This window comes from Marinobacter sp. UBA5687 (genome assembly GCF_002420325.1).
GTDB classification, from domain to species: domain Bacteria; phylum Pseudomonadota; class Gammaproteobacteria; order Pseudomonadales; family Oleiphilaceae; genus Marinobacter; species Marinobacter nauticus.
Genome location: NZ_DIHV01000086.1, coordinates 1 through 12,795, shown reverse-complemented (window position 1 = coordinate 12,795; position 12,795 = coordinate 1). Strand labels below are relative to the sequence as shown.

The following is a 12,795-nucleotide window of genomic DNA, read 5'->3' as shown; positions in this document are numbered from 1 at the left end:
CAATACCATCTGACCTCTCAGCATAGCACTTTATAACCGGTCCGCTCTGCTGACCGGTTCGTGTTTTCTTACCGACAGTTCCAGGAGACGCTATGACAGTCCGGCTGGGGATCGTGATGGATCCCATTCAGGATATTCACTTCAAGAAAGACAGTTCTCTGGCCATGCTGCATGCCGCCCAGAAACGCGGCTGGGAAATCGAGTACATGGAACTGCCGGATCTCTATCTCGCAGGCGGCCAGGCCCGGGCTCATACCCGTGGGCTGACGGTGCACATGGACCCGGACAACTGGTACAGCTTCGGTGCCAGCCAGGATCGTGCGCTCGGTGATCTGGACGTTATTCTGATGCGCCAGGATCCACCGGTGGACCGGGAATTCCTGATGGCCACCTATATACTGGAATCGGCGGAGCAGCAGGGCGCTCTGGTGGTTAATCCGGCGGCCACCCTGCGGGACTGCAACGAAAAACTGTTTGCCACCCAGTTTGAAGACCTGACGCCCCCGCTGATCGTGACCCGCTCTGCCCAGCGTTTCCGGGAGTTCTATGCCGAACACGGTGACATCATCATGAAGCCCGTGGACGGCATGGGTGGCCGCTCGATATTCCGGGTCAAGGAAAACGATGCCAATCTCGGGGTGATTATTGAAACCCTCACCAATTACGGCAGCCATCAGGCCATGGCCCAGAAATTCATCCCTGAAATCACCGAGGGTGACAAGCGTATTCTGCTGATTGAGGGCGAGCCGGTACCCTATGCCCTTGCACGCATTCCGTCGCAAGGTGAGAATCGCGGCAATCTGGCCGCCGGAGGTCGTGGTGAGGGCCGGGAGCTGACCGAGCGTGACCGCCAGATCTGTGCCCGGGTAGCGCCGGTGATCAAGGAAAAGGGCCTGATGTTCGTGGGGCTTGATGTCATTGGAGACTATCTCACGGAAATCAACGTCACCAGCCCCACCTGCATTCGTGAGCTGGATGCGGCGTTTGGCATCGACATTGCCGGCATGCTGATGGACGCCATCGAGCGGCGTCTGGCCAGAGACTGAAGACCGATCACAGCTTTTGAGCGCACAAGGAGACTCAGGAACCGTCATGGCAACTCAGGTTAGCGATTTCGATCGGTTTTCCTTCACCCTGTTTATGGCATTGGCCGTTCATGCCATGTTGGTGTTGGGGATTACCTTTGCCCCGGAATCGCCCCGGTCTTCGGCTCAGACCATGGAAATTACCCTGTCCCAGTTCGACGATGAGCAGGCGCCGGAGAAAGCCGATTTTCTGGCCCAGACCAGTCAACAGGGCAGTGGCTCGGAAGAGCAGGCCATGGAAATGACCTCGCCCAATCCCTCCGAGATCAGTCAGCCGGAGCTGGCTCAGGTGCAACCCGAGCCACAGACCACCACCCGGCCTCAGCCGCAACAGGAGCGGGCGGTCGTCCAGACCGAGACTCACACCGAGCGCCAGGCGTCAAGGCCCGAGGAGCGAAGCGAGCCCCAGGAAGAGCCCTTGCCTCAGAGCGAGAAAAAGAGCCTGATGGAGCGCAGCCTGGAGATTGCCAGCCTGGAGGCGAGGTTTGACGCACAGCAGCGGGCCTATGCCCGCAAACCCCGGGTAATGCGGGTAACGGCAGCCTCGACCCTGAAGTCCAGCAACGCCTGGTATGTGCAGAACTGGGTGAGCAAGGTGACCCGGGTGGGTAACATCAACTATCCCACCGAAGCCAGGCAGGCAGGCATCTACGGCACCCTGCGCATGCTGGTTTCGCTGAAGAAAGATGGCACAATCAAGGAAGTGGCAATCCTCCAGTCCTCCGGCAGTACGGTGCTGGATGATGCCGCAATCCGAATTGTGCGTATGGCCGCTCCGTTTGCGCCTTTCCCGGAGGAAATGCGTCAGGACGTGGACGAACTGGAAATCATACGCACCTGGTCATTTCAGAGACGGGGGCTTACATCAGGATGACGGCCGAACACGACACCACAGGCAGTCTCAGGCACCACTTCCTGGTGGCTTCGCCCTGGTTGGCTGATCCCCGCTTTCACGGTGGGGTGATCTACCTTTGCGAACACTCGGAAGAGGGCGCGCTGGGGCTGATGATCAATCAGCCGCTGGATATCCACCTGGGTGAGATCCTCGAGCAGCTCGACATGCACGGCGGGGAGCTGGACCTGCCGGTATACACCGGCGGGCCGGTTCAGCCAGAGCGCGGCTTTGTTCTGCACTCGCCGGGCCGGCAGTGGCAGAATACCGCGCGAGTCACCGACGAAGTGCTGTTGACCACCTCCCGGGATATTCTGGAAAGCATTGGCCGGGATGAGGGGCCGGAATCGTTTCTGGTGGCACTGGGTTACTCTGGCTGGGGCGAGGGTCAGCTGGAGGAAGAGCTGGGCAGCAATGCCTGGTTGACCTGCCCGGCCAGCACCGACATTCTGTTCCGCACGCCGGCAGACCAACGTTACCAGGCGGTACTCCGCCTGATGGGCATTGATCTGAACCAGCTCAGTGATTCGGTGGGTCATGCCTGATCCCGGTAACCGTCGACTACTGGCCTTTGATTTCGGCACCCGGCGTATCGGGGTGGCGTCAGGGCAGGAAATGCTCGGAACCGGCCAGCCCCTGGCCATGCTTCCGGCCAGGGACGGGATTCCCGACTGGCAGCAGATCGAGGCGCTGCTGGCGGAATGGCAGCCGGATATTGTCCTGGTTGGCCTGCCTCTGAATATGGATGACACCGAAAATGACATGTGCGCGCGGGCCCGCAAGTTCGGCAAGCGTTTGCACGGTCGCTACCATGTCACGGTCGAAATGGTGGATGAACGACTCACCAGCTACGAAGCCAAGGGCGAGGTGATGGCCGGTGGTGGCAGCCGCGATTTCGGCCGCCACGGCGTCGATGACCGTGCCGCCGTGCTGATACTGGAAACCTGGTGCCGGGAGCAGGCCGGCTGATCTGATAAACGAGGCTGTAATGACCGCATTGCTTGATATAGACCAGCTGCTCGACACCTTGGAATCCGGCCTGCGTCAGATTCTCCAGGCGCGTGGCGTGGATGACCCGGTGCTGATCGGAATCAGGACCGGCGGTGTCTGGCTGGCAGATGTGTTGGGGAAGCGCCTGGGTATTGCCCAGCCTTTCGGAGAGCTGGACATCTCGTTCTACCGGGATGACTTCAGCCGCATTGGTCTGAACCCCCGGGTGATGCCGTCCAGTCTGCCGTTTGATACCGAAGGCCGGGACATCATCCTGATCGACGACGTGATCATGAGTGGCCGGACGATCCGGGCTGCCATGAACGAAATATTCGACTACGGCCGTCCGGCCAGTATCATACTGGCCACGCTGATCGATATGGGCGCCAGGGAACTACCAATCCAGCCGGATGTGGTGGGACGGGCCCTGACGCTGGAAGCCCATCAACGAGTGAAACTGCGTGGCCCCGAGCCACTGCGCATTGAAGTACAGGAATCCGGGCAGTAAACCTTCCCAACTGATAACAGGCGAGCCATGACCGCGAACGACCCTTCCCCGAACCACTTGCAGCTGACCCGGGATGGTCAGTTGCGGCATTTCCTGACGCTGGATGGCCTGGGCCAGCCACTGCTCACGGATATTCTCGACACCGCCGACTCCTTTATTGAGGTGGGAGAGAGAAGTATCAAGAAAGTGCCCCTTCTCAGAGGCCGCACCGTAGTCAACCTGTTCTTTGAATCCAGTACCCGGACCCGGAGCACCTTCGAACTCGCGGCCAAGCGCCTGTCTGCCGACGTCCTGAACCTGGATATTTCTACCTCAGCTACCTCCAAGGGTGAATCCCTGTCCGATACCCTGCTTAATCTGGAGGCCATGGCTTCGGATATGTTCGTAGTGCGTCATTCCCAGAGCGGCGCGCCGCATTTCATAGCCGAGAGTGTGACCCCGGGCGTTGCCATCATTAATGCCGGTGACGGCCGCCACGCCCATCCCACCCAGGCGATGCTGGACATGCTGACCATCCGTCAGCGCAAGGGCAGCTTTGAAGGCCTGAAAGTTGCCATTGTCGGGGATGTGCTGCACTCCCGGGTGGCGCGCTCGCAGATTCGCGCATTGAATGTGCTGGGCGCGGAAGAGGTGCGGGTGATTGCCCCCGGCACGCTGCTGCCCAGGGATGTCGAGGATCTTGGCTGTACCGTGGAATACGATATGGCGCGGGGCATGAAAGACCTGGATGTGGTGATCATGCTGAGGCTTCAGAAGGAGCGCATGGAAGGTGCCCTGCTACCCAGTGAACGTGAGTTTTACCGTCTGTACGGGCTGAATCAGGAAAAGCTGGGGCTGGCAAAGCCCGATTGCATCGTCATGCATCCGGGCCCGATCAACCGCGGGGTCGAGATTGAGTCGGCAGTGGCCGATGGGCCCCAGTCGGTCATTCTTAACCAGGTCACCAATGGTATTGCTATCCGGATGGCGGTGATGTCCATGGCCATGGGTGGTCAGATGGCGGAGCGTCAGCAAAGACAGCAGGAACAGCAGGAGGGCCGGGCATGACAGCATCAGCGAACTGGAATGAGGGCGGCCTGAAACTGACCGGCGGGCAGTTGTTTGAGCCGGGCAAGGGGTTGATCAGTAACCCGGGGCTGTTGGTGCGCAATGGTCGCATAGAGGCGGTTGGAGCGCAGGCTCAGGCAGCCGAGGGCGCGGCAACACTGGACGCCGCCGGGCAGGTGATCGCGCCCGGTTTTATCGACCTGTGCTGTAATCTCCGGGAGCCGGGCAATGGCCAGAAGGGCAATATTGCCTCGGAAACACGAGCCGCCGCCCATGGTGGTTTCACCACGGTCTGTGCCTCGCCGGAAACCTCGCCGGTCAATGATTCCGGTGCCGTGACCAATCTGATTCTCGACAGCGTGGCCTCCCGAGGTGTGGTTCGGGTGCTGCCGATCGGTGCCATCACCCGTGGCCTTGATGGCGATATGCTCAGTGATATGGCCGGCCTGAAAGCAGCCGGTTGCGTGGCGGTCGGCAATGGTTCCCGGGGCGTGCGCAATGCCCGCATTCTGCGCAGGTGTATGGCCTATGCCCAGACCTTCGGACTGACCGTGATGTTCAGTCCGGAAAATACGGCACTGGCGGCCGATGGCTACGCCCATGATGGCCAGGTCACCACGCGTCTGGGGCTACTGGGTATTCCCGAGGTGGCCGAAACGGCCGCGGTCATGGAAATGCTACTGCTGGCGGAAGAGACCGGGGTGCGCCTGCACCTGAGCCAGCTGTCCTGTGCCCGCAGCGTCGAGATGCTGGCCCAGGCCCGGGATCGCGGCGTGAAGGTTACCGCCGATGTTGCCATGCACCAGTTGGCATTCACCGAGTCGGCCCTGGCCGGCTTCGACAGTCGTTTTCATGTCCGGCCGCCCCTGCGCGGAGAAGCCGACCGTCAGGCGCTGGTGGCCGGCGTGCGGGACGGCGTTATCGATGCAATTGTGAGTCAGCATCAGCCCCATGATTCCGCGGCCAAACAGGCCCCGCTGCCCGCGACCGAGCCCGGGCTGTCGAGCATCGAGAGCGTGCTGTCCCTGGGCCTGGAGCTGGTACAGAATCATGAGCTGGAACTGCCGGATCTGCTGCGGGCGCTGACCGCCGGGCCGGCGGCTGTCCTGGGCCGGGAAGTGGCTCTGACGGCCGGGGCTGCCGCTGATCTTTGCCTGTTTGACCCGGATGGCCACTGGCAGCCTTCCGCAGCAACGCTGCTGTCGGCGGGCCGGCACGCTCCGGTTCTGGATCGGGCCCTGCGAGGGGATGTGAAACTCACCCTGGTGGCAGGTCGCACCGCCTGGCAGGCTCCCGGAACCCCACTTTGAAAAATGAGGCAGGGGCGGCTCCGCCTCTGTCGACATCATCACAGAACTCGCCGGTTTTGCTGAAAAACCCTTGATGGCAGGCACCTGAGCCAACGTATTCTATGACCCGACCCTCTACGGTCAGGTCATAGAATACGAGAGCCAGTCACCCGGATGTGACCGGCCCGACAATAAAAACTCAGGAGTCATCCCGTGAAATCAATCCGCTTTTCCCGCCGGCTCGCCATGGCGGCCGCCCTGTGTGCCAGCCTGGTGGCACCCTCCCTGGTTCAGGCCCAGGATGAAATCCTTGAGCGCAGTTTCTGTGTATTCGATCCGGTCGGTGCCAATGGCCCGCTGTTTGCCATCACCAAGGAATTCCAGCCGGTGGCCCTCAAGCGAGGCATCAAGCTGGAACTGCGTGCCTACACCGATGAAAAAGTAGCGGCCGAAGACTTCAAGGCTGGCCAGTGCGATGCCGTGTTGCTGACCGGCACCCGTGCCCGGGAATTCAACAAGTTTACCGGTAGTCTTGAAGCCATGGGTGCAGTGCCGGGCGAAGAAGAAATGCGCCTGTTGTACAACACCCTGAGCCAGCCCAAGGCCCGGCCGTTCCTGGTTGACGGACCCTATGAGGTTGCCGGTGTCTTTCCTGCCGGGGCCATTTACCTGTATACCCGCGACCGGGCCATTGATTCGGTCGAGAAACTCCAGGGCAAACGCATCGCAACGCTGGATTACGACTCGGCCTCGGTGCGCATGGTCCGTCATGTCGGAGCATCGGTGGTTGGCTCCAACTCCGCCAACTTTGCCGGCAAGTTCAATAATGGCAGTGTCGACCTGGCCTATGCTCCGGCCGTGGCCTATCAGCCTCTGGAACTCTATAAGGGCGTTAATTCCAAGGGTGGGGTGTTCAAGTATGCCCTGGCGTACATGAACTTCCAGGTCATTATTCATCGCGACCGTTTCCCGGAAGACGCCGGCCAGATGGTTCGGGATGAGTCCATCAAGCGGATTGATCAGGCCTACGAGATCATTGCGGAAGCGGAGTCCGGGATTCCTGCCGACGTCTGGATGCACCCGCCCCGGGAAGACGTGGCCGAGTACGACAAGATGCTGCGCCAGGTTCGTCTCTCACTGTTGGAGGACGGGGTCTATGATGAGCGCGCCATCAAGTTGATGAAGGCGATTCGCTGTCGGGTGGATGGCTCCCGTTCGGAGTGCGCCTCCTGAGGCACTGAGCGGCCCGCATACAGCGGGCCGCAGGTGATCAGCGGATGGCGTCTTTCAGGGCCTTGCCGGCCTTGAAACCCACGGTCTTGCTGGCAGGGATCTGGATGCTTGCGCCGGTTTGCGGATTGCGTCCGCTGCGGGCTTCCCGGCTGCGGATGTTGAAGGTACCGAAACCGATCAGTGTCACGTCTTCTCCCCGCGCGGCAGCCGCCGACACCTGGTCGGTAAATGCGTTGATTACCTCTCCGGCCTTTTCCCGGGTAAGCCCGGTTTTGTCGGCAATGGCAGCAGCAAGTTCAGGTTTGCGCATCGGATACTCCTGATTATTCGTTCTGATTGTTGTTGGTTATTGCCCCGGCCAGGCCGGAGGCTGAAGCAATCTATAGTGGCTTTGGGCTGAATCTGCAAACCTTCTTCGGTAACGATATGTTCCCGGAGGCGTCATTTGCGGGATCGGTCTCATAAACCCGGGGCGGAGTTCGTCATAATGAGCGTCGGTTACAGACTGTAACAAATGGTGCAGTCCGCCCCCATCTTCTGGACAAAACACAAGAACAAAAGGTTGAAAGGTATGAAGGGTTTCCGGAGATCCCCGACAACATCATCTGGGCTTCGCGGCATGGTGGCGGCATTGACTGCCGGTCTCCTGCTGAGCGGCTGCGGGGCGGTCAATAACATGATCTACAAGACCACGGGGGATGTCATGAAGGGCTTCTCCCGCAACCATACCGTCCCCTACCTCATGGAGTCGGACGATCTGGCCATGGGCTGTTCCATGAGCGAGGCTACCGCGCCGCTGTTGATGTCGTTTGGTCGGGTAACCAGCGAGCCGGATCAACTGGCTGTGATGCTCTACCTGTCTTCGGGCAGTTGTGCGGAAGAGCAGGCCAGGGAGCATGAGCTGGCAGGGTTGGCCGCCATGTACGCCATGGACGCGACCGCGGCGGAAGACGCCTTTATTCGCCAGAAGCGTGCCCATACCCTGGCCGCTCGCCGCTATCTGAAAAGCTGGCAGCATCACAATAGCCACTATGGCAACCCGGATGAAACCGAGTGCCCGGATTTCGACGATGACATGGACGAGTTCATGTACATGGCCGGTTTGCTGTCCGGGCTGCAGGCGCTTAACGCCCAGATCCAGGCCACTTCCTCGGTGGGCGTTCCGTTCAATACCGGCTCCGTGGTGGGCCGTGCTACCCAATGTCTGGATAACAAGAAATGGTGGGGCGCCCCCATGGGCCTGCGTGCCACCGTCTGGGCCATGATCCCGGGAACCCAGCCGCAGGGTGAAGATGCCTTCGAGCGCCTGGCCATTGCCGCGGAGCAGGGCGAGGAAGCTGGCGTCCGACTGGGCCATGTGTTCCAGGCCATTGCGGCCATGAACAAGAATGATGAAGCCCTGGTGAAGTCGGTTATCCGCGACCATGCTGAATCCCTTGAGGCCAATCCGGCTAACGAGGAATGGCGGTTTGTGGATGCCATGGCGACCAATATGCTGGTGGCGATTTCGGATCGGCTGTGGGTGGAAAACACCGGTCACCGCACCCCCATCGGGCAGTTCGGTGCCTTCTGGGATGACCAGCGTGAACCGGTCGAGACCATGGATCTGGACGACCTGTTGTAACCATCATCAAGCCGAGTAAGCCGATATGCCCCAGGGTGGTTTTCGTCGTAGTGGTCTGGAGTGGTTTTCATCGCTGCCGGCCTGTCTGTTGTTGCTGGCTGTGGTTCTGTTCTCCACCAGCAGTGATATTCATAACCAGATGTTGCGCGCTGGTGAGCAGCTCTGGAGTGGCTATTACAAGCTGCGCATGGACCCGGTACAACCGGAGTGCGACCTCAACCGGGATGTTGAGGCAGAAGTCGCCCGGGAACTGGCTGAGCAAGCGCCGGCAGACGACCCGATGGCAGCACTGCTTGGCGCCCATGAAAAAGATCCCCGGGAAGTTCGTCTTGCCATAGAGCGCTCGGTGGCGGATTGCCGGGCCGCTCACGCCAGTTACGAAGACCTGCAGGACAAACTGACTCCCGGTGTGAAAGCCTATCGGGCGGTAGAGCTTTTTGTAGCCGACCTGATCGCGTTCGGGCTCACAGCCCAACGCTATGTTCTGGTGATTCTGGTGATGCTGTGTGCGGTGACCGCCACACTCACCCGCCATCACATTGCCATGCGAGCCATGGAGACCCGGTTGGACTACACCGTCTCCTATACCCTGCAAACCATTGCCAACGCCATGTTGCTGGGCTCGTCAGTGATCTTCCGGCAATCCAGCCTGGCCAGCAGCACCGCCGTATCCGGTGAGGAGCTGCTGCTACACAATTTCTGGATTGTCGGCTTTGCCTGCCTGACGCTGGCGAGCCTCTATCGCCTGTTCCGCGTGCCCGACAATCTGGCGCCGGGGGGCAATCTGAATCAGGCGTTTCTGTCGGTTCCGCTCTATACCGTGATGTGTCTGATTTCAGGTACTTACTTCGCGCTGATCGGTCATTCCTCCGGTATCGGGATCTATCTGGGCAAGATGATGGAACTGGCCGACATGTTCCTGAATGTCGGGCTGTACGTGTGGGTGGGCATGATGCTGAAACAGACCCGCCTGGCGACTCTGGTTTTCAATATTTTCCGGCCCTGGCGTATGCCGCCGGAGATGCTGGCGGTGGTGGCCGTTCTGGTGGCGGCGGTGCCTACCGCCTATACCGGTGCTTCCGGTATTTTTGTGATTGCTGCCGGTGCTGTTATCTACAGTGAGCTCCGAGCGGCGGGCGCGCGCAGACATCTGGCCCTGGCGGCCACGGCCATGTCGGGCTCCCTGGGTGTGGTATTGCGGCCGTGTCTGCTGGTGGTGGTGATTGCCTACCTGAACCGAGAGGTGACGACCGATGAGTTGTTTGGCTGGGGCATCTGGGTATTCGTACTGACCGCCACCATGTTTGCGATGGTGGCTCTCACGGTGAACCGGCAGAGCCAGTTTGACCTTGCCCCGGCGGCCGATGCCTTTCCGGCGTCCATTCAGGCTTTGCGGCCATTGATTCCCTATGTGATCGTGATCGCTGCCGTAGTGCTGTTCTACCGGCTTGCCCTGGATGTGAAGATGGACGAATTTTCGGCGCCCCGGTTGCTGCCGGTGATCATGCTGGCCATTCTGGTATATGAGCATATCAGCCTGAACAATGGCCGGGGCCGGGCGTCCGGTGAGATCAATCACCAGGGGCTGGAGCGCAGCGTTCGTGGCGCGACCAACGATACCACCGCTGAGATTGGCGCCCTTTTGTTGCTGCTGGGGCTGTCGGTGAGCATTGGTGGTGTGATCGAGCGCTCCCACATCATGGAAACTTTCCCTCAGGCGTTCGACAGTCCCTGGTCTGCCATGCTGCTGATGGTAGTGATCCTGGTGATTCTGGGGATGATCATGGACGCCTTCGGGGCGGTGATTCTGGTAACCGCAACGGTGGCGACCATAGCCTACTCCAGCGGTATTCACCCGGTGCATTTCTGGATGGTGACGCTGGTAGCCTTCGAGCTTGGCTACCTGAGCCCGCCTGTGGCCCTGAACCATCTGCTCACCCGCCAGGTGGTGGGCGAGGCTGAGGTGCTGGCGGCCCAGCAGGAAGGTGGAACCTTCTACCAGCGCCACGAACGCATCATCATGCCACTGATTGCCATGGGTATTTCTCTGGTACTGGTGGCCTTTGTGCCGTTGCTGTTCTACGCCAACTGATTTCTCTGCCCGAGGCCGCCCCGGCGGCCTGTCTGGTCTGTGTTCTCAAACCAAAGGCACAAAAAAAGCGCCGAGCTTTCGCAAGGCGCTTTTTTTATGGCAGTGGGAAAGCGGCTTTAGCCGGCTTTCGGGCCCGCTTCAACAATGGCGTCGGCCACGTCGAATTTCTTGAAGTTTTCCACGAACTGGGCAATCAGCTCCTGAGCCTTGCCGTCGTAGTAGTCCGGGCTGACCCAGGTGGTGCGCGGGTTCAGCAGCTCGGTGTCTACGCCCGGAACGTGCTTGGGCACGTCCAGATTCAGGGCATCCAGGTGCTCGGTTTCGACGTCGTCCAGATCGCCGTTCTGGATGGCGGCAATGATGGCGCGGGTGGTCGGAATGCTGAAACGCTTGCCTTCACCGTAGGGGCCACCGGTCCAGCCGGTGTTGACCAGAAATACCTTGCTGCCGAATTCGTCGATACGCTTCATCAGCAGCTCGGCATAGACGCCGGCCGGGCGCGGGAAGAACGGCGCACCAAAGCAGGTCGAGAAGGTGGACTTCAGCTTGGAGGATGAGCCCATTTCGGTGGAGCCCACCAGCGCGGTGTAGCCACTCAGGAAATGGTACGCAGCCGCTTCACGACTCAGGATGGATACCGGAGGCAGAACGCCGGTCATGTCGCAGGTCAGGAAGATGATGTGCGAGGGCTCACCGGCACGGTTCTCGATCACGCGCTTTTCGACGTGCTCGAGCGGATAGGCGCAGCGGGAGTTTTCGGTCAGTGAAACGTCGTTGTAATCCGGCTCGCGGGTCTCCGGATCAATCATCACGTTCTCAACGATGGCGCCGAAACGGATGGCGTCCCAGATGATCGGTTCGTTCTTCTGGCTCAGGTCGATGCACTTGGCGTAGCAACCGCCTTCAATATTGAATACGGTGCCCGGGCCCCAGCCGTGCTCATCGTCACCGATCAGGAACCGGTGCGGGTCTGCAGACAGGGTGGTTTTGCCGGTGCCGGACAGGCCGAAGAACAGGCAGGTCTCGCCGGTTTCACTGACGTTGGCTGAGCAGTGCATGGGCAGAACGTCTTTCTCGGGCAGAAGGAAGTTCTGAACCGAGAACATGGCTTTTTTCATTTCGCCTGCGTAGTGCATGCCGGCCAGCAACACCTTGCGCTTGGCGAAGTTGATGATGACGCAGCCGTCGGAGTTGGTGCCATCACGCTCCGGTACACACTCGAAATTAGCGGCGTTGAGAATCTGCCATTCCTGCTTGTCGGCCGGGTTGAAGCTATCCGGGCGAATGAACAGGTTGCGGCCGAACAGGTTCTGCCACGCGGTTTCCGTGGTCATTTTTACCGGCAGGTAGTGTTCCGGGTCGGAACCAACGTGAACGTGAGAGACGAAGCGGTCTTTTTCGGCGATGTAGGCTTCAACGCGATCCCACAGGGCATCGAACTTTTCAGCATCGAACGGGCGGTTGATCGGACCCCAGTGAATGTCGTCGGCGGTGCTGGGCTCCTCGACGATAAAGCGGTCCATAGGAGACCGGCCGGTACGCTCACCGGTGGTGACCACCAGAGAACCGTTGGATGCCAGCTGGCCTTCGTTCCTTGCTAATGCCAGCTCGACCAGTCGTGCTGTACTCAGATCATTATAAGTGTTGCTCACTTCGACCTCGCCCTCGGGATGTCTTCGTGATTGCCCAGGCCGTCCCCCCGAAAATTGACGGAAAACTGAACAATCGGGTCAATTCAGGCGCGCTATTATGCCAGAGACGCCCACAAAAAACGACTGCCCTGAAAGCCGCGCCAGAGGCGGCTTCCGGGCAAGTTCAGTGACTGCTTAGTGTAACGTATGGCCGGTGAAAAGGTGATCAATATCATTTCTATTGAAGCGATAGTTTGCGTGACAGAACTGGCAGTCCATGTTGATGCTGCCCTGTTCGTCGAGGATGCTGTAGCACTCGTCCTTGCCGATGGCTTCCAGCGCGGCCAGGGTGCGCTCCCGGGAGCAGCTGCAGCGGAAGGCAACCGGATCCGGCTCGAACAGGC

At 60.0% G+C, this 12,795-nt stretch carries 13 protein-coding genes; 10 read left to right on the top strand and 3 right to left on the bottom strand.

Annotation, left to right across the window (positions count from 1 at the left end; all coding sequences use genetic code 11):
* Positions 1–92: 92 nt before the first annotated feature.
* The 8 genes from gshB (at position 93) to B3Y70_RS08875 (ending at position 7,044) form a co-directional block, all read left to right on the top strand.
* Positions 93–1,046 carry a glutathione synthase gene (gene gshB / locus B3Y70_RS08910; RefSeq protein ID WP_278350566.1) on the top strand — a complete coding sequence of 318 codons (954 nt, stop codon included), beginning with the start codon at positions 93–95 and terminating at the stop codon, positions 1,044–1,046.
* A 46-nt stretch (positions 1,047–1,092) separates the two neighbouring features.
* On the top strand, positions 1,093–1,959 hold the full coding sequence (locus B3Y70_RS08905; protein ID WP_023008698.1) for an energy transducer TonB: 867 nt from the start codon (positions 1,093–1,095) through the stop codon (positions 1,957–1,959).
* A complete protein-coding gene (locus B3Y70_RS08900) occupies positions 1,956–2,522 on the top strand; it encodes a YqgE/AlgH family protein (protein WP_011787167.1) in 567 nt (188 codons plus the stop codon). The genes B3Y70_RS08905 and B3Y70_RS08900 overlap by 4 nt, the downstream gene beginning before the upstream one ends.
* Positions 2,515–2,946 (top strand): Holliday junction resolvase RuvX, encoded by a 432-nt coding sequence (gene ruvX, locus B3Y70_RS08895; RefSeq protein WP_031210066.1) that lies wholly within the window; start codon positions 2,515–2,517, stop codon positions 2,944–2,946. Before B3Y70_RS08900 ends, ruvX begins: the two co-directional genes overlap by 8 nt.
* 19 nt (positions 2,947–2,965) lie before the next feature.
* A complete protein-coding gene (gene pyrR / locus B3Y70_RS08890; protein ID WP_011787165.1) occupies positions 2,966–3,475 on the top strand; it encodes a bifunctional pyr operon transcriptional regulator/uracil phosphoribosyltransferase PyrR in 510 nt (169 codons plus the stop codon).
* A 27-nt stretch (positions 3,476–3,502) separates the two neighbouring features.
* A complete protein-coding gene (locus B3Y70_RS08885) occupies positions 3,503–4,522 on the top strand; it encodes an aspartate carbamoyltransferase catalytic subunit (RefSeq protein ID WP_273031620.1) in 1,020 nt (339 codons plus the stop codon).
* Positions 4,519–5,832, top strand: a complete 1,314-nt coding sequence (locus B3Y70_RS08880; protein ID WP_153739612.1) for a dihydroorotase — start codon at positions 4,519–4,521, stop codon at positions 5,830–5,832. The genes B3Y70_RS08885 and B3Y70_RS08880 overlap by 4 nt, the downstream gene beginning before the upstream one ends.
* Before the next feature lie 192 nt (positions 5,833–6,024).
* A complete protein-coding gene (locus B3Y70_RS08875; protein ID WP_219194375.1) occupies positions 6,025–7,044 on the top strand; it encodes a putative solute-binding protein in 1,020 nt (339 codons plus the stop codon).
* Between the two features lie 37 nt (positions 7,045–7,081).
* On the opposite strand, the gene B3Y70_RS08870 is transcribed toward B3Y70_RS08875, so the two are convergent.
* A complete protein-coding gene (locus B3Y70_RS08870) occupies positions 7,082–7,354 on the bottom strand; it encodes an HU family DNA-binding protein (protein WP_014422988.1) in 273 nt (90 codons plus the stop codon).
* Positions 7,355–7,615: 261 nt separating this feature from the next.
* On the opposite strand from B3Y70_RS08870, the gene B3Y70_RS08865 reads away from it, so the two are divergent.
* Together B3Y70_RS08865 and B3Y70_RS08860 are read left to right on the top strand one after the other, a co-directional pair.
* Positions 7,616–8,668 (top strand): hypothetical protein, encoded by a 1,053-nt coding sequence (locus B3Y70_RS08865; protein ID WP_011787160.1) that lies wholly within the window; start codon positions 7,616–7,618, stop codon positions 8,666–8,668.
* Between the two features lie 25 nt (positions 8,669–8,693).
* The gene (locus B3Y70_RS08860) at positions 8,694–10,760 is read left to right on the top strand and encodes a TRAP transporter large permease subunit (RefSeq protein WP_288589632.1); all 2,067 of its coding nucleotides are present in this window, start codon (positions 8,694–8,696) and stop codon (positions 10,758–10,760) included.
* Positions 10,761–10,876: 116 nt separating this feature from the next.
* Here B3Y70_RS08860 and B3Y70_RS08855 read toward each other — a convergent pair whose 3' ends face one another.
* Together B3Y70_RS08855 and B3Y70_RS08850 are read right to left on the bottom strand one after the other, a co-directional pair.
* Complete coding sequence (locus B3Y70_RS08855; RefSeq protein WP_022991326.1) at positions 10,877–12,412, bottom strand: phosphoenolpyruvate carboxykinase; 1,536 nt, start codon at positions 12,410–12,412, stop codon at positions 10,877–10,879.
* Positions 12,413–12,586: 174 nt separating this feature from the next.
* On the bottom strand, positions 12,587–12,795 hold a 209-nt coding region (locus tag B3Y70_RS08850; protein WP_288589631.1), incomplete at its 5' end, for an Hsp33 family molecular chaperone HslO.